Origin of the sequence: Corynebacterium sp. (genome assembly GCF_030538285.1) — a bacterium.
In the GTDB taxonomy this organism is placed as follows: domain Bacteria; phylum Actinomycetota; class Actinomycetes; order Mycobacteriales; family Mycobacteriaceae; genus Corynebacterium.
Genome location: NZ_JAUNUG010000001.1, coordinates 151,392 through 174,293, shown reverse-complemented (window position 1 = coordinate 174,293; position 22,902 = coordinate 151,392). Strand labels below are relative to the sequence as shown.

Genomic DNA, 22,902 nt, shown 5'->3' with positions numbered 1-22,902 from the left:
TGACTGTGACGTCGACGCCGTAGTTGGACAGCACGTAGGCGAACTCCATGCCGATAGCGCCGGCGCCGACGATGACCATCTTCTCCGGGGCCTCGGGGTTGAGGATCTGCTCCTCGTAGGAGACGACATTGTCGGAGAACTCCACACCGCGCAGGTTGTTGACCACGGAACCGGTGGCGATGATGCAGTCATCGAAGGTGATGGTCTTGCCCTCATCCTTGCCCTCAGTCACCTCGATGGTCTTGGCATCCTTGAAGGTGCCGAAGCCGTCGATCTCGGTGATCTTGTTCTTCTTCATCAGGTAGTGGACACCGCCGACGATCTTGTCGGAGACCTGACGGGAACGCTTGTGGGCGTCCGCGAAGTCGAAGGTGGCCTCGCCGTTGATGCCGAACGTCTTCTTCTCGTGGTTGAAGATGTGGGCGACCTCGGCGTTTTTGATCAGCGCCTTGGAAGGGATGCAGCCCACGTTGAGGCAGACACCGCCCCAATACTGCTTCTCGACGACGGCAACCTTCTTGCCGAGCTGGGAGGCACGGATGGCGGCGACGTAGCCACCGGGGCCCGCGCCGAGTACAACAACGTCATAATGTTCAGTCACGACCACCAGAATAGGGCACGTCATGCCCGGTGTCACCGGTGAGTGCCCCCACAAAAGGAAACCGGAATGAAAAAACGCCCCGGTGGCAACCGGGGCGTCGATAAGCGGGGGCGGTTAGAACAGGCCCGCCATCAGGGCCGCCTGGGAGGAGGCGGAGGACATGGCGTGGATGCCGGGGCCGATGAAGGTATTGATGGCGACGATGATCTGCTCGAAGATGGTCATGCTCTGCTCTTTTCTGTGGCTGGGTGACTCTATCAGTGTCTTTAGCGGTCCGACGCCGCTTAACGTTACGTTTCGGCCCCGGGGAGGGCACCCCGGGAACTGCCAAGCATTATGACACAACTACCACTTGCCCACCACTGGAAACTTGGGTAACTTGAGTTTCACGCAGGGAGTGTGCTGTCACCCCCGTACCCGCGCACGTTCGGGGGTGGAGGGTTAACATAAGCGGCAGTCTCTACGATGTACACCTGTGTACGGCGTCGGAAATTCCGTCCGGCTATCACCGAAAGATCTAGGAAGTCACTCCATGAAGCTCCTCCGCAGGATTGCCGCCCCCATCGCGGCCCTCGCCATCGGCGCGTCCACCCTGGTCGCCCCGGCTGCCTTGGCCAACCCGGCCGTCACCGTCGAGGTCGCCGAGTACCCCAACAGCGACCGCACCTGGCGCACCGTCGCCAAGCAGCATGGCGTCGAGCAGGTCGACATCTACTCCCCGGCCATGGACCGCAAGATCCCCCACGCCATCATCAAGGCCGATCAGCCGAACGCCCCGACCCTCTACCTGCTCAACGGTGCCGGCGGCGCCGAGCAGAACATGGACTGGCTGACCCGCTACCCGGAGCTGGTCAAGTTCTACAAGGACCGCGGCGTCAACGTCGTCATCCCGCAGGAGGGCGCTTTCTCCTACTACATCGACTGGGCCAACCCGAACCCGGGCAACAGCAAGGGCTACCTCAAGGGCACCCAGCTGTGGGAGACCTTCCTGACCAAGGAGCTGCCGGGCGCCGTCGAGGACTACCTCGGCGCGAACGACAAGCGCGCCATCGCGGGCTTCTCCATGTCCGCCACCTCCGCCCTGCTGCTGGCTGAGAAGAACCCGGGCTTCTACAACGGTGTCGGTTCCTTCTCCGGCTGCGCCGAGACCTCCTCCTTCATCGGCTACAAGTCCGCTGAGCTGACCGTGGACCGTGCCGGCTCCAACATCGTCGACATGCTCGGCCCGATGGGCTCGCCGCACAACCGCGCCAACGACGCCCTCATCCACGCCGAGGGTCTGCGCGGCTCCGAGCTCTACATCTCCAACGCCACCGGCCTGGCCGGCGAGTACGACATGCCGGGCTACTACACCGCCCAGGGCGTCAACCCGGCCGAGGCCTCCGCAGGTGCTGCCACCCTCATCGTCGAGGGCGGTGCCATTGAGGCAGCCACCAACATCTGCACCCACAACCTCAAGGCCAAGCTGGACAACCTGGGCATTAACGCCGACTGGAACCTGCGTCCGACCGGCACCCACTCCTGGAACTACTGGATCGAGGACGTCGAGAAGTCCTGGCCGACCCTGCAGCGCGCACTCTTCTAGTCGCTGCCTAAAGCACCGCTCACCTGCTGGTGGGCGGTGCTTTTTTCATGCCGCGTAGCCTGGGGGCATGAGTTTTCTTGAGTCCGTCGACGCCCCGGAGGCCCTGGCCTGGGCCCGCACCTGGTCGAATGCGACCGAGTCCGGGCTGGATAACCCAGGGTTGCGGGAGCGGATCCGCGCAGCCCTGGATGTCGATGACCGCATCCCGTTCGTCATCCGCCGCGGCGAGCACCTGTATAACTTCTGGCGCGATGCCCGGCACGTGCGCGGGGTGTGGCGGCGCACCACCCTGGATTCCTATCTCGCTCCGGACACCAACTGGGAAGTACTTATCGACGTCGACGCCCTGGCCAGCGCCGAGGGCGAAAACTGGGTGTGGAAGGGCGCGCACGTGCGCACCCCCGGATACGACCGGGCCCTGGTCCGCCTGTCCCGCGGCGGCGCCGATGCCACCGTCATCCGCGAATTCGACCTGGTGGACGGCGTTTTCGTGGATGGCTTCCAGCTCCCGGAAGCCAAGACCGACGTCAGCTGGCTCGATCTGGACACCCTGCTGGTGGGCACCGACACCGGCGCCGGGTCCCTCACGGCCTCCGGTTATCCGGCGCAGGTTCGGGTGTGGCGCCGCGGCACCCCGCTTATCGACGCCCCCGTCTACACCTCCGGCCGCCTCGACGACGTCGCCGTCGGCGCGTGGGCTGACACCACTCCGGGTTTCGAGCGGATCATCGTCTCCCGGGCGCTTGACTTCTACCGCACCCGCCAATCCGTCGCACCCCTGGATCCGGATGCGTCCCTGCAGGTCCTCGAGGTGCCGGAGGACTGCGAGACCATCCTCCACCGCGAATGGCTTTTCCTCGCCCCTCGCGAGGCCTTCGCCAGGATTCCCGCCGGCGGCCTGGGCTGCATCCGGCTGCGTGATTTCCTTGACGGCGGCCGCGACATCCGCCCGGTCTTCCTGCCCACGCCGCACGTTTCCTTGCAGGCCACGGCGTTCACCGCCGATCACCTGGTGCTCACGCTTCTCGACGACGTCACCACCCGGCTGAGTGTCCACCCCCTCTCCGACCCGACCCAGCCGGGCCGCGACCTGGAGGTGCCGCCACTTGTCACGGCCTCCGTGGTGGCCACCAGCCCGCTCGACGGCAACGAAGTGTGGCTGACCACCTCCTCCTTCACCGAACCCACCACCTTGTACCGCCTTGACCTCGCCGACGGTCTCACGCCACAGGTGGTGCGCCGCTCCCCCGCGCTTTTCGACGCCACCGGCCTGCACACCCGCCAATACTGGGTCACCTCCGCCGACGGCACCCGCGTGCCCTATTTCATCAGCGGCGATTTCTCCCGCGGGCCCCGCCCGACACTCGTCGGCGGCTACGGAGGTTTCGAGGTCTCCCTCACCCCCGGATACTCCGCGGTACGGGGCATCGCCTGGCTGGAGAAGGGGCACTTCTTCGTCCAACCCAACCTGCGCGGCGGGGGCGAGTTCGGCCCCGAGTGGCACACCCAGGTGGTCAAGACCAACCGCCACAAGGTGTGGGAGGACCACGCCGCGGTACTGGCTGACCTGGTCGAACGCGGCTACGCATCCCCGGAGCAGATCGCCATCCGCGGCGGCTCCAACGGCGGCCTGCTCACCTCCGGCGCCCTGGTACAGTACCCCGAACTCTTCGGCGCGGCGGTCATCCAGGTCCCCCTCACCGACATGCTGCGTTACCACACCTGGTCCGCCGGAGCGTCCTGGATGGCAGAGTACGGCAACCCCGACGACCCCGTCGAACGGGCGGCCATTGAAAAGTGGTCGCCGCTGCATAACGTTCAGGCGGGCGTCGATAAGCAATATCCACCAGCACTCGTGACCACCTCAACGCGAGACGACCGCGTCCACCCCGCGCACGCCCGCCTGTTCGCGCAAGCCCTGCGCGACGCCGGGCAACCCGTCGACTACTTCGAGAACATCGAGGGTGGGCACGCCGGCGCCGCCGATAACGCACAGGTCGCGCGGGTGGAGGCTCTCATCTACGAGTGGTTGGGGCAGCAGGTAACATCTTCGGCATCATGACCAGAAACAGGCTGCGTTCCACACCCGTCCCCGGTACCCGCGACACCTACACGGGAATCGACTTCAACCTCGGATTCCACGTCCGCACCTACCACCTGGATCTGAACTACCGCGTCGGCCCCAACCGCCTCGACGGCACCGCCACGCTGCGCCTGGACAACTGGGAACCGCTGTCATCCATGACCCTCGATCTCGCGCCCTCCATGCGCGTGTCCCGGGTAAGCGCACAGGGCTCCGCCGGCGTCAGCGTCAACGTCGCCCGCTTCCGTCAGTCCGGTGGCAAGCTGCGCCTCACCTTCGCGCAGGAGATCCCCGTCGACTCCGAGTTCACCCTGGTCATCCGCTACGGCGGTACCCCGCGACCCATCCGCACCCCCTGGGGCACGCTCGGCTGGGAGGAGCTGGAAAACGGTGCGCTCGTCGCCTCGCAGCCCAACGGCGCGCCCAGCTGGTTCCCCTGCGACGACACCCCCGACGAGAAGGCGACCTACGAGATCACCGTCACCACCGACAACCCCTATGTCGTCGCCGTCAACGGCACCTTGGTGTCGAAGAAATCCGCCGGATCCCGCACCACCTGGCATTACCGCGTCGGCAACCCCATGGCCACCTACCTGGCCACTGTCCAGATCGGCGAGTACCTCCCCCTGACACTGTCGGAGGAAGGCGCCACGGTGCCCGTCCGCGCCTGGGTCCCACCTGCCCTGCGTGACAGCGCCCGCGAGGAATTCGCCGACCAGGCCCGGATGTTGACACTGTACACGCAGCTATTCGGCCCCTACCCCTTCAACTCCTACTCCGTGGTGGTCACCGAGGACACCCTCGAAATCCCCCTGGAGGCCCAGGGCCTGTCCATCTTCGGCGCCAACCACGTCCGCGGCGACCATGCCTGGGAGCGGCTGATCGCCCACGAGCTCTCCCACCAGTGGTTCGGCAACTCCCTCGGTCTCGCGCAGTGGAATGACATCTGGCTCAACGAAGGTTTCGCCTGCTACGCCGAGTGGCTGTGGTTCGAGCACTCCGCCGATCAGCCTGCTGCGGTGTCCGCGCGCCTCCACTACGAGGAATTGGCGCGCAAACCCCAGGACCTGCTGCTTTCCGATCCCGGCCCCAAGGACATGTTCGACGACCGCGTCTACAAGCGCGGCGCCCTGACCGTCCACGCCCTGCGCGTCCTCCTGGGCGACGAAGCCTTTTTCCGCATGCTCCGTCGCTACGTCGCCTCCGGCCGCCACGCCGTCGTCGAACCCGTCGACCTCAAGCGCGAGGTCCTCGCCGAGGCCCGCGCCGTCGGCGTGCCCGAAGCCGAGGTCGAGTCGCTGTGGCACGCCTGGCTCTACGAGCGCATCCTGCCGGAGTTTCCTTGCGCGCCTTAAGTCTGGCGACGGTCTTCGCGGCGCTCGCCGGCTTCGTCGTCATCTACCTGGCCTCCTGGACGCTGCCCACCACCAGTTTCGCCGCCTTCCAGGCCTACTGGGGGCTGTTCTTCGCGGCCACCGGCTTCCTCGACGGCATCATGCAGGAGACCACCCGCGGCGTTTCCGCCGCCCGCGAGACCGGTCGCGTCGGCTCCGGCCGCCCGTGGCGACTCGGGGCATGGGTCGGCGGCGTGGTGCTACTGGTGGCGCTCGTCGTCGGATTGCTCTGGCTGCCACGCCTGCTGCGCGGCGAAGCCCCCGTCGGCATGGCTGTCGCCTTCCTGGCGTTCGGCCTGCTGACCTACGCTTTCCAGACCGTACTGTCCGGAGTGCTCTCCGGCCTCGGGCTGTGGCGCCGCTACGCCGGGCTCGTCGCACTGGATTCCGGCGTGCGACTCCTGCTGGCGCTGACGGCATGGCGGCTGGGCTGGGGCATCGAGGCCTTCCTGTTCATCACGGTGGTCGGCGCGTTGAGTTGGCTGATTGTGTTGCGGGGAGTGCCGCGTTCCGTGCTTATCGACGTCACCCACCCCACCTTCACCCGCCGGGTTTTGTCCGCCATGGTCGCTACCGGCGCCTCCGCCGCACTGATCACCGGCTTTCCCGTCTTCGTCCAGTCCACCTACCCGCCCGGCTCCGGGACAGTGGTGACCGTCGCCGGCATCATCAACGCCGTGACGCTGACCCGCGCCCCCATCCTGGTGCCGCTGCAGCGCTTCCAGTCGGCTCTCATCGTCCGCTTCGTCGAGCAACGCGGGGCGTTGTACCGGGCACTCGTGATGCCGGTGCTGGCGGTGCTTGGCATCGGCGTCATCGGGGCCGGCCTGGCGTGGCTGCTCGGGCCGTGGATCCTGGCGAACTTCTTCCCCGCCGACCTGTACGTGCCCGGTGCATTGCTGGCCGTATTGACGTTCGCCTCGGCCTGCACCGGCTCACTCATGGTTACCGGCGCGGCCGCGTTGGCCTCCGAGCTGCACAAGGCCTACGTGGTTGGCTGGGTCGCGGCGTCAGTGGTGGCTTTCGGTGTGCTCTGGTTGGCGCCTCTGTCGCTGGAGGCCGGTGTATGCGTGGCGCTGGTAGCCGGGCCGGTGGCCGGCGGGCTGGTGCACGCGGTGGCGCTGCGTGGGGCCGGCGCTGCAGGCGGCGCGGGGGAAGAAATGACGCCCCCCGGTGGCTCGTAATTACGAAGGTCGCAAATGCGTTAATCCGATCGATCAATCTAAACGCATAGTGCCAGTTCAACCCTGACATGCATCGTTCCTTATGGTCGTAAATGCGGGAATCGTAATTACGAAGCCATCTCCCCCCTCGCGTGCAACGCCCGGAGCGCCGCGGCACGGATACGACGCTTGGTTTCGCTGGTTTTCCGCAGCATTCCGGTCGAAGTACGTACCAGCTGCCAGCCTGTGCTCAAGAGGTCGGCTGTGATCTCGGCGTCTTTGTCGCGCTGCTTTCTCTCCAGATGATGTTCCCCGTCCTGCTGCAGCCCGACCTTCAGGGCGGCGGCGGCTTGATCAAGAATGGTCAGCAGGGTCTTGTCCGGGCTTTTCTCACCGGTTCGACCGATTTCCCCATCGGCGTAGACGGGAATCTGAGATTGAAATTGCACTTCCGGCAGGTCAGCCACTGCCTCCCTGGCCAACAGTCGCAGTACCGTTTCGGGTTTTGAGTCCGTCAGCGCACAGCTAAGCAGCAAGAGAGCTTCGAGTCGTCGGGCCCGGATTTTTCCTTTCAAACCAGTCCTCAACTGGTCAGTGCTGGCGCCAAAGACCCTCCGGAAACGGTCGATGACCTGGACGGACATGATGGTTATCGGATCGATGTCCAGGGTGGCGAGGGTGTCCCAGGCATGTTCGCCATTTTCCAGCGATCGAAGGCACCCGGCGAGGGTGTCGAGATGGTCGGTGACCATTACTTTCCGGGACCCGACGTGACGCTCCAGCGTCCGGTGCTTTTTCGTTCGACGACGCACAGTCGGCTGAAGAGGAGACCTGGTCAAGCGCCGATCAGACGAACACAGCAGGGTAGTGTCGGCGGCATCGGAAAAATCAGGTACACCCAGGATGTCGAGCGCAGACCATTCGGCGATGATCGACCCCGGCCTCTCCAGGTGATGGGCAACTGCGCGGGCGGTGGCCGGAGCCGAGTAAGCCAATCCGCGCGGGTGGAAACGCGCGCCGTAGTGCACGAGGCCCTGGGGGCGGGCGTCGTTAAGCGGGATGCTGAAGGTGTCGGAGACGGCGATGTGGCTCAGCAGGTGCGCAACTTGTTCGGCGGGATCGTCGGGCAATGAAAACAGGGTCGTCATACTCCACTTAGACTCAGCCGCGGGCCGAAAGGTTCCCACGCCCGCACGTATAGTTGGCTGGCATGAGGACATTGCTGGTCACCGGGGGCGCCGGGTTCATTGGGGCGAATTTCGTGCATATGACGCGGGAACGGTATCCGGAGGATCACATCGTGGTGGTGGACAAGCTGACGTATGCCGGTAACCGCGCGAATCTCGATGGCGCGGATGTGGAGTTCATTGAGGGGGATATCTGTGATGCGGAGCTTATCGACGCCGCCGTCGCCCGCGCCGACATCGTCGTCCACTTCGCCGCGGAGAGTCATAATGATAATTCGCTGCGGGACCCGCGGCCTTTCGTCGATACGAATGTGGTGGGGACGTTCACCATCCTGGAGGCGGTCCGCAGGCACGGCAACCGGCTGCACCACATCTCGACGGATGAGGTGTTCGGCGATTTAGGTCTTAATGATCCGGCACGTTTCACGGAGACGACTCCCTATGAGCCGAGTTCCCCGTACTCGGCGACGAAGGCCGGGTCGGATCATCTGGTGCGCGCGTGGATCCGTTCCTTCGGTATTAACGCGACGATCTCGAATTGTTCGAATAACTATGGGCCTTATCAGCACATCGAGAAGTTCATTCCGCGGCAGATCACCAACATCATCGCCGGTCAGACGCCGAAACTCTATGGCACGGGCCAGCAGGTGCGCGACTGGATCCACGTAGATGACCACAACGCCGCCGTGCATCTCATCCTCGAGCGGGGCCGCCGCGGCGAGACCTACAACATCGGTGCCGATAATGACCACGTGAACAACAAGCAGGTCATCGAGCTCATCTGCGAGCTCATGGGCGCGCCCGGCTACGAACATGTCGCCGACCGCCCGGGCCACGACCAGCGCTACGCCATGGATTCGACGAAGCTGCGCAACGAGCTCGGTTGGGCCCCGCAGTTCACGGATACGGATACCGGGATGCGCGCAGGCCTGGAGCAGACCATCGCCTGGTACCGGGCGCACGAGGATTGGTGGCGTCCGGTGAAACAGCAGGTGGAGGCAGCTTACGCGGAGAGGGGTCAGTAATGATCGAGGGACTACTGGTACTGGACCTGCGGGTCCACGAGGATGAGCGTGGTTGGTTCAAGGAGGCCTGGAATCGTGCCCGGATGACGCAGGAGGGACTGCCGGACTTCCGCCCGGTCCAGTCGAATGTCGCGTTCAACGCCGAGCAGGGCACGACCCGCGGGTTGCACGCGGAACCGTGGGACAAGCTCGTCACCGTGGGCACCGGTCGGGTGCAGGGCGGGTGGTGTGACCTGCGGAAAGGCTCCCCTACTTATGGCCAGACGCAGACTGTGGAGATCGGCCCGGGCACCGCGGTGTTCGTGCCTCGCGGGGTGGCCAACGGCTACCAGGTGCTCGAGGATGCCACCACGTATCTCTACCTGGTTAACGACCACTGGTCCCCGGACGCCGCCTACGTCAACGTCTCGCATGAGCTCATCGACTGGCCGCTGACGCCCCGCAATCTGTCGGCGAAGGACCGGGAGCTCACGCGCGAGCTGGAGTCCGTCAAGCCACGGAAGGTGCTGGTCACCGGCGCGAGTGGCCAGGTTGGTCGTGCCTTGCGGAAGGTGCTTATCGACGCCGAGTTCCTCACCCATGAGGAGTTCGACATCACTGATCCGCCGGCCCGAAACTGGCGGCAGTACTCGGCGATCATCAACTGTGCGGCGTATACCGCCGTCGATCAGGCGGAGCAGGAGCCGGATAAGGCCTGGGCCGTCAACGCCCAGGGCCCGGCGCGGCTGGCGCGGATCGCGGCGGAGAACAATCTCACTCTCGTCCACCTGTCTACTGACTATGTTTTCGACGGCATCACAGATCGCCCGTATACAGAGGACGAACCGGTAGCCCCGCTGAACGTCTACGGGGCATCGAAAGCAGCAGGTGAGGCGGCCGTGAGCACTACCCCGCGCCACTACATTCTGCGCACCAGCTGGGTGGTGGGCGAGGGGAAGAACTTCGTCGACACCATGCGTGGCCTAGCGGAACGCGACATCCGACCGCAGGTGGTGCATGACCAGAAGGGCCGCCCCACCTTCGCTTCCGAGCTGGCTAAGGGCATCATCCATCTGCTCACCGCGCAGCCGGAGTACGGGATCTACCACCTGACGGGCGGTGGAGACGAGGTCGGTTTCGATGAGCTCGCGATGGCTGTCTACGCCGGAATGAACCGCGATCCGAACATGGTGCAGCCGGTGACAAGCGAGCAGTACTTTGCAGGGAAGGCGCATGCGGCGCGGCCGTCGATAAGCACACTGAGCACGGCGAAGATCGAGGCAAGCGGTTTCGTGCCACAGAATTGGCGCACCAGTCTGGCACTGTATCTGCTATGAAGGGCATCATCCTCGCTGGCGGTTCCGGGACCCGGTTATATCCGATCACGCAGGGCATCTCGAAGCAGCTCATGCCGATCTACGACAAGCCGATGATCTACTACCCGCTGTCCACGCTCATCCAGGCAGGGATCCGGGAGATTCTGGTGATCACGACACCGGAGGATTCGCCCGCTTTTCGACGCCTCCTCGGCGACGGTTCCCAGTGGGGGCTGATGATCGACTACGCCCACCAGCCCTCCCCCGATGGGCTGGCGCAGGCCTTTCTCATCGGCGAGGACTTCATCGGCGACGATGACGTGGCGCTGGCGCTGGGTGACAACATTTTCGACGGCTACCACTTCTCCACCACGCTAGCCGATTGCCGGCACCCGGAAGGCGGCACGGTCTTCGCCTATGAGGTCTCCGACCCCGAGCGCTACGGCGTCGTGGAGTTCTCCGCGGACGGACGGGCCTTGAGCATCGAGGAGAAACCGGACACCCCGAAGTCGAACTACGCGGTCGTCGGCCTGTACTTCTACGACCGGCGGGTGGTGGACATCGCGAAGGGCATCCGGCCCAGTGAGCGCGGGGAGTTGGAGATCACCGCCGTCAACGACGCCTACCTGCAGGCCGGTGACCTGCACGTACAGCGTCTGCAGCGCGGCGACGTGTGGCTTGACACCGGCACCTTCGACTCGATGAGCGAAGCCTCCTCCTACGTCGAGGTGATCCAGAAACGCACCGGCCAGGTGATCGGCTCGCCGGAGGTCGCCGCCTACCGGGAGGGTTTCATCGACGCCGCCGCCCTGGAGAGGCTGGCCCAGCCGCTGCTCAAGTCCGGCTACGGCGAGTACCTGCTGGCCGTCGCGCAGGACGGCTAGGATCTGACGTCATGCCGACACTTGCCGCCCTGATCACCGTCTACCACCGGATTGTGCCGGAAGAGCTCAGTGCCGCCCTGGATTCCCTGGCGGCGCAGACCCACCCGGCGGATGAGATCGTCATCGTTGAGGACGGACCGGTGGGGCCGCAATTGCGGGCGGTGATTGACGGGTTCGTCGATAAGCATGACAAGGCGCGGACGGTGACGCTCGCACGCAACCAGGGCTCAGGTCCGGCGTCGGCGGCGGGCATGGCGACGATTGATGCGGAGCTGGTCGCGCGTCTCGACGCCGACGACATCGCCGCCCCCGAACGTTTCGCCCGGCAGCTGGCGTTTTTCGAGGCCCACCCCGACACCGACGTCCTGGGCACCGCGCTGGCGGAATTCCAGGAGAACCCGACCGAGGTCCTCGCCGTGCGGACTCTGCCGGAAACGCATGATGCGATCGCGCGCTACGCCAAGATCAATTCGCCGGTGAACAATCCTTCGGTGATGGTGCGTCGAGAAGCAGTGGAACGCGCCGGCGGATACCGGGCCGTGCACCACATGGAGGACTACGACCTTTATGCCCGCCTACTGGCCAGCGGCGCCCGCTTCCACAACCTCCCCGAGCCGCTGACCTACTTCCGCACCTCGCCGGAGCAGTTCCAACGACGCACCGGGCGTGGCATGTTCGCCGCGGAGAAGCAGATGCAGCGCAACCTCGTCGCCTATGGTCTGGTCTCCAGGCCCCGGGCGGTGCTCAATCTGGTGGTACGCACCGCCTACCGACTTCTCCCAACGGGCCTGCTCACCGCGGCCTATGCGAGGTTGTTCCACCGATAACCGCCCCCAGGGGTTAGCATGATGGGCATTATGGAACCCATCCGCCTCGACCAGCCCGACTTTTCGGACACCTGGCTGATCATCCCCTGCTACAACGAGGGACCGGTCATCCAGGAGGTCATCGAAAACGCCCGGCAGACCTTCCCCAACATCGTCGCCGTCAACGACGGCTCCGCCGATGATTCTGCCGCCCGCATCCACGCCGGCGGCGCCCACCTGGTCAACCACCCCGTCAACCTGGGCCAGGGTGCCGGCATCCAGACCGGTGTCGAATACGCGCGTGCGCAGCCCGGTGCGCAGTACTTCGTCACCTTCGACGCCGACGGGCAGCACCAGGTCAAAGACGTCGTACGCATGGTGTCACGGCTGCGGGAGGAGCCGGTGGACATCATCGTGGGCACCCGCTTCGGCCGCCCCCGCGCCGAGGACGACCAGGTGCCGTGGATTAAACGGCTCGTGCTCAAGACCGTGGTGTTCCTCTCCCCCACCACCCGCCAACTGGGTCTATCCGATGCTCACAATGGGTTGCGCGTGTTCAACAAGAAGGTCGCGGACGAGATGAACATCCGCATGAACGGCATGTCACACGCCTCCGAACTGGTCACTATGATCGCCGACCGCGGGTGGCGCGTCGCGGAGGAACCGGTGGACATCCTCTACACGGAATATTCGATGAGCAAGGGCCAGTCGCTCATCAACGGCGTGAACATCCTCGCCGACGGACTGCTGGCCAGGAGGCTCTAAATGATCGGGACCATCGTTCAGTTCCTGCTGCTGGCCGCCACCCTGGTGCTGGCATTCTACTTTTTGACCAACCGCCGCAAGGCCCGCGCCAAGGCCGGCGTGAAGCTCGGCTTTGTGGTGTTCATCATCGCCGCTGTGTGGGCGGTGCTGCGCCCGGATGACCTCACCGTCCTGGCTAATTGGATCGGCGTCGACCGCGGCACCGACCTGCTGCTGTATCTGCTGGTCATCGCGTTCCTCTTCACCACCATGTCCACCTGGATTCGTTTCCGCGAACAAGAACTGCGTTACGCTCGACTGGCACGCGCCGTGGCACTACAGTCGCCGGTGCTGCCTGCAGAGGAGAAATAGTGTCTAGTTCTGTCGCGGCCCCCCAGGCCAAGATCCCCGCCCTGGCGTGGGTGCTTGTCGCCGTCATCGTCGTGATGGCGCTGATCATCGGCTTCCTGGTCGGCCGCCAGACCGCGCCGACTCCGGCCGCCGCGCCCGTCACCCAGGAGGCCCCGGCCACGACGGAAGCGCAGGAAGATCCGGCTGAGCTGGCCCGACTCGCTGCCGAGGTCACCCCGGGGACCCGAGACAAGGGCCCGCAGGCGGATGCGGCCGGCCGTTTCGACGCCACCATCACCGGCCCCGGCGAGGAGATCACCTCCGCCGAGGATGTGCTCAAGGTGCACCGCCGCGACGCGGATGATCCTTTCGCGGTCGGCGCTCTCGACGCCCCGGTGGTCATCTCCGAGTTCTCCGACTTCGAGTGCCCCTTCTGCTCCCGCTTCGCCAACACCACCGAGCCAGCGCTCATGGACGCGTATGTCGACGCCGGCCTGGTCCGCTTCGAGTGGAACGACATGCCTGTCAACGGCCCCATGGCCGAGGACGCCGCGAAGGCCGGCCGTGCCGCCGCCGCGCAGGGCAAGTTCCAGGAGTACAAGAAGGTCCTGTTCACCGCGACTGCGCAGACGCAGGGCCATCCGAATCACACCATCGAGGACTTCGTCCGCTACGCCGGGGAGGCCGGTGTCCCGGACCTGGAGCGTTTCCGCGCCGACGCCACCGACGGCACCTTCGACGCGGCCGTCGAGGAGGCCAAGGTGTACGGCGCCTCCATCGGCGTGAACGGCACCCCGAGCTTCTTCATCGGTGAAAGCTACATCTCCGGTGCGCAGCCGACGGAGGTTTTTGAGCAGATCATCACCGAGGAACTGGCCAAGGTCGCCCGCGGCGACGTCAACGTCCCGGAGGTTTAATGTCGGGCGAGGACTGGCCGCCCCTGTTGTTCTGGGTGTTCGCCTGCTTTGCGACGCTCACCGCCGGCCTCGGCGGCTACCTTCTGGGGCAGGCGATCTAGCGTGGCGACGATCGGTTTATTCGGCGCCCTCCTCGCCGGTGTTCTCTCGCTTGTCAGCCCGTGCTCGGCGCTGCTGTTGCCGGCATTTTTCGCTTATGCGTTTTCTTCACTGCGTGCGCTACTGAGCCGCACCGTGGTGTTTTTCATCGGGCTGGCCGTGGTGCTGGTGCCGGTGGGCGCCGGGGTGGGCACCATCGGCGCGCTGCTGGTGGGGCACCGCGAGACGCTCATCCTCGTCGGCGGCTGGATCATCATCGCGCTCGGCGTGTACACGGCGCTGGGTGGCGGCTTCAAGATCCCCGGCCTGCGCGGCGGGGCGCGCGGCACCGGCCTGGCGCAGGTGTTCTTCCTCGGTGCGGTATACGGTTTCGCCGGTTTCTGCGCGGGTCCGCTACTCGGCGCGGTACTGACGACGGCCGCGGTGACCGGCTCCTCGCTCTACGGCGGGCTCATCCTCGGAATGTACGCCCTGGGTATGGCCCTGCCCCTGTTCTTCCTGGCGCTGCTGTGGGACCGCTTCGACCTGGGCCGCAAGGCGTGGCTGCGGCCGCGCGAGGTCCAGCTCGGCCCGCTCCGCACCACCGTGTGGGCCTTGGTCTCGGGCGCGCTGTTCATCGCCATCGGCTGGCTGTTCATCGCCTCCCACGGCACGGCGAACCTGCCGACGCTGCTGAGCATCGATGCCCAATATGAGGTCCAGGCCTGGACCCAGCGCATGGCCGGGCAGGTCAGCGACGTGGCCTTCTGGTTCTGGATGTCTCTCGCCGGGGCCGTGATCAGCGGCTGGCTGCTGCGCGGAAGTACTCGACGGTCTGCGCGACGCCCTCAGTGATCGGGGTGAGCGGCTCCCAGCCGAGGACCTCGCGGGCGCGTTCATAGGACAGCGCGGAACGCGGCACATCGCCCAGGCGGGCGGGGGCGTATTCGGGTTCGTCGGGGGCGCCGGCGGCCTGGGCCACCAGCGTATGCAGCTCCCGGTCAGACGTCTCCACGGAGGTACCGATGTTGAAACGCATCCCCGAGCCCTGCTCGCCCGACGCCAGGTAGAAAGCACGCACGACATCGCCGACGAAGACGTAGTCGCGGGTGTTGCCGCCGTCGCCGAACACGCGGGTCGGTTCACCGGCCAGTAGGCGCTGGGCGAAGATGGCCACCACGCCGGCCTCCCCGTGCGGGTCCTGCCGTGGGCCGTAGACGTTGGCGGGGGCGATATGCGAGCAGTCCAGGCCGTAGAGGTGGCGGAAAGTATTCAGGTACACCTCACCGGCGAACTTGCTGGCCGCGTAGGGCGAATGCGGGTCAACAGGCACGTCTTCCCCGACAGGGAACTGCTCGGGGGTGCCGTAGATGGAGCCGCCCGAAGAGGTGTGGATGATCTTGCGCACACCATGCTTCCGGGCGGCGTCCGCCAGCCGGATGGTGGCGAGAATGTTCGTCTCCGCGTCGTGCAGCGGGTCCGCAACTGATTCGCGGACGTCGATCTGCGCGGCCAGGTGGAAGATCACTTCCGGACGATGCTTTTCGACGAGCGCGTCGAAGTCCACCTCCAGCACATCTTTCTCCAGGAACGTCAATCGCCCCGAGTCCTGCGCGTGAGCGAGGTTCTCGAGGCGGCCGTGGGAGAGGTTGTCCACGACGACGACGTCGTGGCCTTCGTCGATAAGCAGATCTACCAGGTGCGAGCCGATGAAGCCGGCACCGCCGGTGATAAGAGTGTGCATACCGACACTGTAACGCCTAGGACGCGGCGATCACGTTGGCGACGTGCTCATGACCACGGTCGGTCATGTGGATCGGCATATTGCCGGGGCCAGCATGGAAATCAATGAGACCGGACCAGCTGCGCAGGTGATCCGGGGCGCACATGCCGCGGTCACGGGTGGAGGGCTTCATGTCGACGAACTGAGTGCCGGTGGCGTGGGCCAGATCGCTGAGCATGCCCTGGGACAGCCGCTCCCAGTAGCCGACCTGCGGGGCGAAGGTGCGGTCCTTGATGTTGCCGCCGACGTGGACCAGGCAGACGTGGTCGTTCTCAGTGATCGTGGCGTACCCGACGATCTGGATACGCGCGTTAGGCGCGGCGTGGCGAATGCGGTCAATCTGCGGGCGCATCGCGTTGACGAAACGCGCACGGACGTCGTGCTCGGCGAGGTTGCCGTTGTTGTAGGTGTCGTTGAACCCGGTGGTGACGATGACCCGCGCCGTGGCCGGGGTCAGCGCACCGGTGGCCAGCGCGCGGTCGACCTGGGTGGAGAACTGCGGGCCGGGGGAAATAGCGGTGGTACCCGCGCAGGAATAGTCCCAGACCGGCAGGCCGAGCTTGTGGCCGGCACGGACACCGTAGTTGTTCTGGGAGGTCGGGCACTGCTCGAAGCTGCTGCCACCGAGGGAGCTGAGCGAGGACCCGGAACCGATGCGGTTGACCAGGTACTCCGGCGTCGGGGTGTCGGCGATGATGGAGTCACCGAAGACGACCAGATTGCGCTGCTGTGCCTCGGCGCTCGGGGCGGCGACGGAGATGACGCCGGCGAGCATGACCAGGGAGGCCAGGGCCACCCAGAGGCGGCGGGCGGTCACGGAAATGTTGAGCATGGGGGTCCTTCGAGGTCCTGTGGTGCCGGGTTCGTGTCTACAACTTCCACCAGTTTGACTCAAGTTGTCTCAGGTGACCACTTTTGTCACAATAATCACTCTAGCCACTCTGGTAGATCACGGAACGATCACGGAACACCTTAGCCGTCCAAACGGAAAACGTCACGCCAAAGCCCGAATTATTTTGCCGTGTGAAACTATGGTGGAACAGACCCCAGTTGAAGGAGCCCCCACCGTGTCCCTCGAATCCCGATTCCGCGACACCGCGATCACCGCCCGCGCCCTCGGGGAATTTGTCCCCGCCGTGCTGCGCACCGGCATCCTCAGCACCCGCGGCGGCGCCGGCCAGGGAGCCGCACTGGGCCGCTACTGGTTCACCACCGCCCGCGAAGTCGAGCAGGGCAACCTGGCCACCCCGCACCGCGTCGCCATCATCGACGACGAAGGCGAGATCACCTACCGCCAGCTCCGCGAGAACTCCCAGACCCTCGCCCGCCACATCGCAGGCCTCGACCTCGACGACATTCGCCTCGGCGTCATGGCCCGCAACGGCCGCGGCATCATCTACCCCCTCGCCGCGAAAGGCTACGTCGGAGCCGGCATCTACCTGCTCAACGTCGGCTCCTCCCCCGAGCAGCTCACCGGCTGCCTCGAGGAAAACGACATCAACGTCCTCGTTATCGACGATGAATTCCTCGACCGCCTGGACAAAGGCGTCGTCGAGAAGCTCGGTGTCCACGTGATCATCGGCCACCAGACCCGCGAGCACGACAACCACATCACCCTCCGCGACATCGTCGAACGCCCCTGGGTGACCGAGAACATCTCCCTGCCCGCACTGCCCAAGCACGGCCCGATTGTCCTCATGTCCTCCGGCACCACCGGCATCCCCAAAGGCGTCATGCGCCCCGAGCCGAAACTGCCGCTCGTCCTGGCCGGCATGCTCAAGAAGGTGCCATGGCGGGCGAACATCCGCGTCCAGATGCACGCCTCCATCTTCCACACCTGGGGCTGGAGCGCGATCAACATCGCGCTGGCGGCCCGCGCCACCGTCGTCTGCCACCGCATTTTCGACGCCGAGCAGGTCCTCCGCGACATCGACAACCACCAGCTAGAGGCCATGATCACCTCCCCGATCTTCCTCAAGCAGATCCTCGAGGTCAAGGACAACGAAAAATACGACACCTCCCAGCTGGAGTTCATCGTCTCCTCCGGCCACGCCCTGACCCCGACCCTCGTCGAGCACACCATCGAGCGTTTCGGCCCGATCCTGTGCAACGTCTACGGCTCCACCGAGCTCACCCTCGCCTCCGTCGCCTCCGCCGAGGAACTCGCCGCCGACCCCACCACCTCCGGCAAGGTTGCACTGGGCACGAACCTCAAGATCCTCGACGAGAACGGCGACGAGGTCCCCACCGGCACCGTCGGCCAGATCCACCTGCGCAACTCCACCACGCTGACGGGCTACACCAACCCCGACATCCCCCTCGACCAGCGCGGAGGCCTGGTGCGCATCGGCGACCTCGGCTACCTCGACGAAGACGGCCATCTCCGCGTCCTCGGACGTATCGACGACATGATCATCGTCGGCGGCGAAAACGTCCACCCTGCCTCCGTCGACGAAGTCCTCGACGGCATGCCCGGCATCAGTGAGGTCTACTCCCACGGCGTCGAAGACCCGGACACCTTCCGCCGCGTCGCCTCCTGGATCGTCCGCGACGACTCCGCAGCCGGGGCAGCGCTCACCGAGGACGACGTCCGCGACTTCGTCCGCGACAACCTGGCAGACCACTCCATCCCCCGCGACGTCCACTTCATGGAGGAACTGCCCCGCAACCCCACGGGCAAGGTCATGCCGCGCTTCCTCCCGGGATTGGGTGGATAGTCAGCCGGCCGGGTAGCTCTCCGACGGCAAGCCGGCCGCTGTCCAAGCGCTGAACCCACCCTCCAGGTGGGTGACATCGGTGCGACCCATGTCGTGCAGGGCAGCGGCAGCAAGGGCGGAACGCCAGGCGGAACCGCAGTAAAGAATGAGGGTGCGGCCGTCGTCAAGCGCGGGCTTGAAGTACGGACTCTCGGGGTCTACCCAGAACTCCAGCATGCCTCGCGGCGCGCGGTAAGCCCCGGGGATGATACCGTGCGCCTCCCACTCACGAGGGTCGCGGATATCGACGAAGAGATAGCTCGGATCGTCGATAAGCTCTCTTGCCTCATCGAGACCGAGCGTGCGGACGCGGGCATTGGCGCGCGCAACGAGCTCCGCAGCCGGGACGGGCAAGGGCTCACAGGGACGGCGGTTGGTGTGTTCCATGACACGAACAGTAGGCGAAGCAATCAGAAATTGGTGCCGAAAGTCCACCACAGATAGACAAAAATCAACACCCAGACCTAAGAGGCAGGGGGGTGTCTGACGTTTGGCAGACGGCGGACAGAAACACTGAACCCCAGACAGAACCATGTTCTACCTGGGGTTTCATTGAGCCGCCTGCGAGAATCGAACTCGCGACCTTCTCATTACGAGTGAGATGCTCTACCGACTGAGCTAAGGCGGCGTGGGCTGCGCAAACAGCACCGATGCGTCATTCTAGCGCACGGCGATCATGCGGAGAAATCACAGGTCAGGAGACCTGGCTGGCGAGGCGGATGCGGCCGAGCATGCCGTCGAGGGCGTTGGTGGGGGTGACGTTGACGCTGATGTGTTGGCGGGCGGTGGTGACGGCGTCGAGGCATTCGACGAGGCCTGGTTCGCTGACTTTGTCGGCGAGTTCGCGGGCCAGGCCCTCGAAGTCGGGGTGCGTCAGTCCGACGTTTGCACCGGTGGAGAGCATGAGGGCGTCACGGTAGAGGCCGGTGAGGTCCACCAGGGCGAGATCAATGAAGTCGCGTTTGCGGCGGTTGCGGCGGGTTTTCTGGGATTTCTCCAGCTCGGACAGCGCTCCCGCGGATCCATCCATGGCTTTCTGGGTGCCTTTGCCGCGCCCGCCTTTGCCCAGGGAGCGTTCCAGTTCTGCGAGCTCGGCGGCGTCCTCCTCGTCGCTCATGTCCTTAACCTGCTTGTCGACGTTCTTAAGGAAGGCGGTGGCGGATTTGAAGGCCTCGTCGCCGTGGAAGACCATTTCCGCAAGGTTGAGCGCAGCGGAGCGGCGTTTCTGCGCCTCCGGGTCACTGACCAGGCGGCGGGCACGTCCGATGTGGCGCCCGGAGGCGATGGCCGCGAGGCGGGCATCTTCCGGGGAGGCGCCGGTGTCGTCGATAAGCAAAGAAACGATCTTGTCCACGGATGGATACGGCACGTACAAATGACGGCACCGTGAACGCAGCGTCGGGGAGAAATCCTCCGGATCGATGGAGGGAGCGCACATGAGGATGACGGTGTGCGCGGGTGGTTCTTCGACGACTTTGAGGATGGCGTCGGCGGCGGGACCGGTGAGGCGGTCGGCGTCCTCGATGAGGATGATGCGCCAGTCGGCGACCGTCGGCAGTTTGGAGGCTTCGCTGCGCATGTCGCGCATTTCCTCGATGCCGATGGACAGGCCGGCGGGGATGATGTGGAGGACATCGGTGTGTGCGTCGTGGAAAACATCCCGGCAGTGCTGACAGCGGCCGCAACCTATCTCATCCGGATCCGAGCACTGCAGGGCGGCAGCGAAGGCAAGCGCGGCGACGGAACGGCCCGAGCCGGGCGGGCCGGTGAAAATCCACGCATGGGCCATGGCGCTGCCCAGTTCCGATTCCCCACGTGCGAAGCCGCGGGCCGCGCGGGCGGCGCCTAGGACCGTGTCACGGACGGCGGGGGTGTCGGAGAGTCGCTCGGCAACGCTGTTCACCTCACCCACCCTATTCACCCTGAACATGTGGTGCCCACGCGGGAGGGGCCGGGGGGTTAGAGTAGTGAACCATGAGTCGATTGTTGCGGGCGTTCAAGTGGCTGTGGGGCACCTCGTGGCCCCTGTATGCCGCGTTGGTGCTTGCGGCCAACCTCATCGGCGCTTTGGCCATCATGGCGTTCATCCGCTTCCTCATCCCGATGCCGGAGGTGCGCAGTTTCACGTCCGAGGTCCCGCACCTGGAGATCATCGGTCTGACGTATTTGGCGTTCGCGGTGATCGTCGGCGTGTCGGCCACGCTGCTGTTGTTCCGGCCGGTGCTGGAGTGGCAGAGACATCCCGATGATCACGATCCGAATATGGTGCGCAACCTGGTCATGCGCCTGCCGGTGTATCAGGCGGTGGTGTGCGCGGCGGTGTGGCTGATTGGTATTGCGATTGCGGTGGTGACGGGGGCGTCGGCAAGCGGGCGTTTGGCCCTGGTCATCGGCTTGGCGACACTGCTCGCGGGCATGGTGGTCGTGCTGATTACCTACCTGCTGGCGGAGCGCCTGGTGCGCCCGGTGGCGGCCGCTGCGCTGGCGCGTCGATTCGAGGATGCCACTCTGGAGCCGCCGATCACGCAGCGCCTGCGCCTGACGTGGATCATGACGACAGCGTTGCCTGTCCTCGGCATTCTGCTGCTGGCCCTGGCCCAGCGGGCGGGCTTTTTCATGGGCAACGCAGGTGAGCTGATCCCGGGTATCGTCGCGCTGTCGCTGACGGTGTTGGTGACCGGTTTCGTGGGCACGACGTTTGCGATCATGAGTGTCGTCGACCCTGTGCACGAACTGCAGGAGGCTATCAACCGGGTGCGTCGCGGTGACACCAACGTGGAGGTCGATATTTATGACGGCTCCGAGATGGGTGTCCTGCAGGCCGGCTTCAACGAGATGATGCGTGGGCTCAAGGAGCGCCAGCGGGTGCGCGACATTTTCGGCCGTTATGTCGGCGCGGAGGTAGCCAAGCGCGCTTTGGAGGAGCGTCCGACCCTGGGTGGTGAGGACCGCAAGGTCGCGGTGCTGTTCGTCGACGTCATCGGGTCGACCACTTTCGCGGTGAACCACACCCCGGAGGAGGTCGTGGAGGCGCTCAACCAGTTCTTCGAGCACGTCGTCGAGGTGGTGCACCGCAACAAGGGCATCATCAACAAGTTCCAGGGTGACGCCGCATTGGCCGTGTTCGGCGCCCCGATTTCTCTCGCGGACTCCACCTCCCACGCGCTGACGGCGGCGCGTGAACTGCGCCAGGAGCTCAAGGGGATGGCGCTACAGGCGGGTATCGGTGTGGCTGCGGGGCACGTGGTCGCCGGGCACATCGGTGGTTCGGATCGTTTCGAATACACCGTCATCGGTGATGCCGTGAACTCCGCCGCCCGCTTGACCGAGCTGGCAAAGGACACTGACGGTCGCGTGCTCACCAACGCTGCGACCCTGCGTAGCGCCAACGAGGCCGAGCAGGCCCGCTGGACCGTGATGAAGTCCGTCGAGTTGCGCGGGCGCCGCGAGATGACCCAGCTGGCGCGCCCCATCCGCCCCACCATGGCCGACCGCTCCTGAGATGACTGCGCTGGCTCCTCGGCGGCTTTTTCTGCTGCTCGTCGGTTTGATCATCATGTCTTTCGGCATCGCCTTGTCGGTGCGTTCAGATCTGGGCACGACCACCATTTCCTCGCTCCCCTACGTGTTGAGTTTGATTTCCCCGCTGAGCCTGGGCATGGCATCCATCCTGGTCAATGCAGGTTTGGTGGTGTTGCAGCTACTCATTCTGCGGCGCCGTTTCCAGCCGGTCCAGCTGCTGCAGATCCCAGTGCTGCTGGTGTTCGGCGTGTTCAACGATGTCGCTTTGTGGGCGACGACCTGGGTGGGGTACGCCGCCTACTGGCAGCAGTGGGTGTTGGTGGCGGGTGGCATTGTGCTGCTAGGCGTGGGGATTGTGTTCCAGATCGCGGCGCAGTCGATCATGCTCGCTGGCGAGGCGGCGGTTCTGGCCATCGCCTCGGAGTTGGCGCGCGTTTTCGGTCAGCGTCGGTTTTTCGTCTTCGGCTACGTCAAGATCGCCTTCGACGTGGTTCTGGTGCTGTCGGCGGTCGTGCTGGCACTGTCTTTCGCGGGCGAGATCGTCGGCGTGCGGGAGGGGACGGTCGCCGCAGCACTGTTCATCGGCATGACCGTGTCCCGTTTGCAACCGTGGTTGGGCCCGCCGTTGCAGCGTTTCCGTGGCTGATTGTCGCTTATCGACGCCCCCCTTCCAGCGCGCACGTGCGCGCTTCTAGGGGGTTTATCCACAGATTTTTGTTGACAAGTGC

At 65.2% G+C, this 22,902-nt stretch carries 21 protein-coding genes and 1 tRNA gene; 15 read left to right on the top strand and 7 right to left on the bottom strand.

From position 1 onward, the window contains the following. On the bottom strand, positions 1 to 601 hold a 601-nt coding region (locus tag Q4G50_RS00855), incomplete at its 3' end, for an FAD-dependent oxidoreductase (protein ID WP_303375735.1). Positions 602 to 1,133: 532 nt separating this feature from the next. Between Q4G50_RS00855 and Q4G50_RS00850 the strand changes: the two genes are divergently transcribed. The 4 genes from Q4G50_RS00850 to Q4G50_RS00835 all read left to right on the top strand — a co-directional run bounded on the left by Q4G50_RS00850 (position 1,134) and on the right by Q4G50_RS00835 (position 6,847). Beyond that, the gene (locus Q4G50_RS00850) at positions 1,134 to 2,186 is read left to right on the top strand and encodes an alpha/beta hydrolase family protein (protein WP_303375734.1); all 1,053 of its coding nucleotides are present in this window, start codon (positions 1,134 to 1,136) and stop codon (positions 2,184 to 2,186) included. Positions 2,187 to 2,253: 67 nt separating this feature from the next. Continuing rightward, positions 2,254 to 4,248, top strand: a complete 1,995-nt coding sequence (locus Q4G50_RS00845; RefSeq protein WP_303375733.1) for a prolyl oligopeptidase family protein — start codon at positions 2,254 to 2,256, stop codon at positions 4,246 to 4,248. Continuing rightward, entirely contained in the window at positions 4,245 to 5,624 is a 1,380-nt protein-coding gene (locus Q4G50_RS00840) for a M1 family metallopeptidase (protein ID WP_303375732.1), read from the top strand. Before Q4G50_RS00845 ends, Q4G50_RS00840 begins: the two co-directional genes overlap by 4 nt. Continuing rightward, complete coding sequence (locus Q4G50_RS00835) at positions 5,612 to 6,847, top strand: hypothetical protein (protein WP_303375731.1); 1,236 nt, start codon at positions 5,612 to 5,614, stop codon at positions 6,845 to 6,847. Before Q4G50_RS00840 ends, Q4G50_RS00835 begins: the two co-directional genes overlap by 13 nt. A 107-nt stretch (positions 6,848 to 6,954) precedes the next feature. On the opposite strand, the gene Q4G50_RS00830 is transcribed toward Q4G50_RS00835, so the two are convergent. Beyond that, the gene (locus Q4G50_RS00830) at positions 6,955 to 7,974 is read right to left on the bottom strand and encodes a hypothetical protein (RefSeq protein WP_303375730.1); all 1,020 of its coding nucleotides are present in this window, start codon (positions 7,972 to 7,974) and stop codon (positions 6,955 to 6,957) included. 62 nt (positions 7,975 to 8,036) lie between these two features. Here Q4G50_RS00830 and rfbB point away from each other — a divergent pair, with 62 nt between their 5' ends. The 8 genes from rfbB to Q4G50_RS00790 all read left to right on the top strand — a co-directional run bounded on the left by rfbB (position 8,037) and on the right by Q4G50_RS00790 (position 14,968). Then, positions 8,037 to 9,038 carry a dTDP-glucose 4,6-dehydratase gene (gene rfbB, locus Q4G50_RS00825; protein ID WP_303375729.1) on the top strand — a complete coding sequence of 334 codons (1,002 nt, stop codon included), beginning with the start codon at positions 8,037 to 8,039 and terminating at the stop codon, positions 9,036 to 9,038. After that, on the top strand, positions 9,038 to 10,354 hold the full coding sequence (gene rfbD, locus Q4G50_RS00820) for a dTDP-4-dehydrorhamnose reductase (RefSeq protein WP_303375728.1): 1,317 nt from the start codon (positions 9,038 to 9,040) through the stop codon (positions 10,352 to 10,354). The genes rfbB and rfbD overlap by 1 nt, the downstream gene beginning before the upstream one ends. Next, the gene (gene rfbA / locus Q4G50_RS00815; RefSeq protein ID WP_303375727.1) at positions 10,351 to 11,217 is read left to right on the top strand and encodes a glucose-1-phosphate thymidylyltransferase RfbA; all 867 of its coding nucleotides are present in this window, start codon (positions 10,351 to 10,353) and stop codon (positions 11,215 to 11,217) included. The genes rfbD and rfbA overlap by 4 nt, the downstream gene beginning before the upstream one ends. A gap of 11 nt (positions 11,218 to 11,228) precedes the next feature. Continuing rightward, positions 11,229 to 12,044 carry a glycosyltransferase gene (locus Q4G50_RS00810; RefSeq protein WP_303375726.1) on the top strand — a complete coding sequence of 272 codons (816 nt, stop codon included), beginning with the start codon at positions 11,229 to 11,231 and terminating at the stop codon, positions 12,042 to 12,044. A 30-nt stretch (positions 12,045 to 12,074) separates the two neighbouring features. Further along, complete coding sequence (locus tag Q4G50_RS00805; RefSeq protein ID WP_303375725.1) at positions 12,075 to 12,788, top strand: glycosyltransferase family 2 protein; 714 nt, start codon at positions 12,075 to 12,077, stop codon at positions 12,786 to 12,788. Beyond that, entirely contained in the window at positions 12,789 to 13,139 is a 351-nt protein-coding gene (locus tag Q4G50_RS00800) for a DUF2304 domain-containing protein (RefSeq protein ID WP_303375724.1), read from the top strand. Positions 13,140 to 13,213: 74 nt separating this feature from the next. Further along, complete coding sequence (locus tag Q4G50_RS00795) at positions 13,214 to 14,035, top strand: thioredoxin domain-containing protein (RefSeq protein ID WP_303375746.1); 822 nt, start codon at positions 13,214 to 13,216, stop codon at positions 14,033 to 14,035. 102 nt (positions 14,036 to 14,137) lie between these two features. Next, a complete protein-coding gene (locus tag Q4G50_RS00790) occupies positions 14,138 to 14,968 on the top strand; it encodes a cytochrome c biogenesis CcdA family protein (protein WP_303375723.1) in 831 nt (276 codons plus the stop codon). Here Q4G50_RS00790 and Q4G50_RS00785 read toward each other — a convergent pair. Next, a complete protein-coding gene (locus tag Q4G50_RS00785) occupies positions 14,913 to 15,857 on the bottom strand; it encodes an NAD-dependent epimerase/dehydratase family protein (protein WP_303375722.1) in 945 nt (314 codons plus the stop codon). The genes Q4G50_RS00790 and Q4G50_RS00785 overlap by 56 nt on opposite strands. Before the next feature lie 16 nt (positions 15,858 to 15,873). After that, entirely contained in the window at positions 15,874 to 16,728 is an 855-nt protein-coding gene (locus tag Q4G50_RS00780) for a GDSL-type esterase/lipase family protein (RefSeq protein ID WP_303375721.1), read from the bottom strand. 235 nt (positions 16,729 to 16,963) lie between these two features. Here Q4G50_RS00780 and Q4G50_RS00775 point away from each other — a divergent pair, with 235 nt between their 5' ends. Beyond that, positions 16,964 to 18,613 carry an AMP-binding protein gene (locus tag Q4G50_RS00775; RefSeq protein WP_303375720.1) on the top strand — a complete coding sequence of 550 codons (1,650 nt, stop codon included), beginning with the start codon at positions 16,964 to 16,966 and terminating at the stop codon, positions 18,611 to 18,613. Here the strand turns inward: Q4G50_RS00775 and Q4G50_RS00770 are convergent, their stop codons facing one another. From Q4G50_RS00770 to Q4G50_RS00760, 3 genes are all read right to left on the bottom strand, one after another. Then, positions 18,614 to 19,039: a rhodanese-like domain-containing protein gene (locus Q4G50_RS00770; RefSeq protein ID WP_303375719.1), complete on the bottom strand. Its 426-nt coding sequence runs from the start codon at positions 19,037 to 19,039 to the stop codon at positions 18,614 to 18,616. 168 nt (positions 19,040 to 19,207) lie between these two features. Beyond that, positions 19,208 to 19,280 (bottom strand) — tRNA-Thr (locus Q4G50_RS00765). Between the two features lie 66 nt (positions 19,281 to 19,346). Then, positions 19,347 to 20,555 (bottom strand): DNA polymerase III subunit delta', encoded by a 1,209-nt coding sequence (locus Q4G50_RS00760; RefSeq protein WP_303375718.1) that lies wholly within the window; start codon positions 20,553 to 20,555, stop codon positions 19,347 to 19,349. A 71-nt stretch (positions 20,556 to 20,626) separates the two neighbouring features. Between Q4G50_RS00760 and Q4G50_RS00755 the strand changes: the two genes are divergently transcribed. Next, entirely contained in the window at positions 20,627 to 22,153 is a 1,527-nt protein-coding gene (locus Q4G50_RS00755; RefSeq protein WP_303375717.1) for an adenylate/guanylate cyclase domain-containing protein, read from the top strand. A gap of 1 nt (position 22,154) precedes the next feature. After that, the gene (locus tag Q4G50_RS00750; RefSeq protein ID WP_303375716.1) at positions 22,155 to 22,820 is read left to right on the top strand and encodes a YitT family protein; all 666 of its coding nucleotides are present in this window, start codon (positions 22,155 to 22,157) and stop codon (positions 22,818 to 22,820) included. Positions 22,821 to 22,902: the final 82 nt, after the last annotated feature.

Coding starts and splice junctions, on each gene's coding strand:
- Q4G50_RS00850 (WP_303375734.1), top strand. CDS start 1,134: ATGAAGCTCCTCCGCAGGATTGCCGCCCCCATCGCGGCCCTCGCCATC.
- Q4G50_RS00845 (WP_303375733.1), top strand. CDS start 2,254: ATGAGTTTTCTTGAGTCCGTCGACGCCCCGGAGGCCCTGGCCTGGGCC.
- Q4G50_RS00840 (WP_303375732.1), top strand. CDS start 4,245: ATGACCAGAAACAGGCTGCGTTCCACACCCGTCCCCGGTACCCGCGAC.
- Q4G50_RS00830 (WP_303375730.1), bottom strand. CDS start 7,974: ATGACGACCCTGTTTTCATTGCCCGACGATCCCGCCGAACAAGTTGCG.
- rfbB (WP_303375729.1), top strand. CDS start 8,037: ATGAGGACATTGCTGGTCACCGGGGGCGCCGGGTTCATTGGGGCGAAT.
- rfbD (WP_303375728.1), top strand. CDS start 9,038: ATGATCGAGGGACTACTGGTACTGGACCTGCGGGTCCACGAGGATGAG.
- rfbA (WP_303375727.1), top strand. CDS start 10,351: ATGAAGGGCATCATCCTCGCTGGCGGTTCCGGGACCCGGTTATATCCG.
- Q4G50_RS00810 (WP_303375726.1), top strand. CDS start 11,229: ATGCCGACACTTGCCGCCCTGATCACCGTCTACCACCGGATTGTGCCG.
- Q4G50_RS00805 (WP_303375725.1), top strand. CDS start 12,075: ATGGAACCCATCCGCCTCGACCAGCCCGACTTTTCGGACACCTGGCTG.
- Q4G50_RS00800 (WP_303375724.1), top strand. CDS start 12,789: ATGATCGGGACCATCGTTCAGTTCCTGCTGCTGGCCGCCACCCTGGTG.
- Q4G50_RS00795 (WP_303375746.1), top strand. CDS start 13,214: ATGGCGCTGATCATCGGCTTCCTGGTCGGCCGCCAGACCGCGCCGACT.
- Q4G50_RS00785 (WP_303375722.1), bottom strand. CDS start 15,857: ATGCACACTCTTATCACCGGCGGTGCCGGCTTCATCGGCTCGCACCTG.
- Q4G50_RS00780 (WP_303375721.1), bottom strand. CDS start 16,728: ATGCTCAACATTTCCGTGACCGCCCGCCGCCTCTGGGTGGCCCTGGCC.
- Q4G50_RS00770 (WP_303375719.1), bottom strand. CDS start 19,039: ATGGAACACACCAACCGCCGTCCCTGTGAGCCCTTGCCCGTCCCGGCT.
- Q4G50_RS00755 (WP_303375717.1), top strand. CDS start 20,627: ATGAGTCGATTGTTGCGGGCGTTCAAGTGGCTGTGGGGCACCTCGTGG.
- Q4G50_RS00750 (WP_303375716.1), top strand. CDS start 22,155: ATGACTGCGCTGGCTCCTCGGCGGCTTTTTCTGCTGCTCGTCGGTTTG.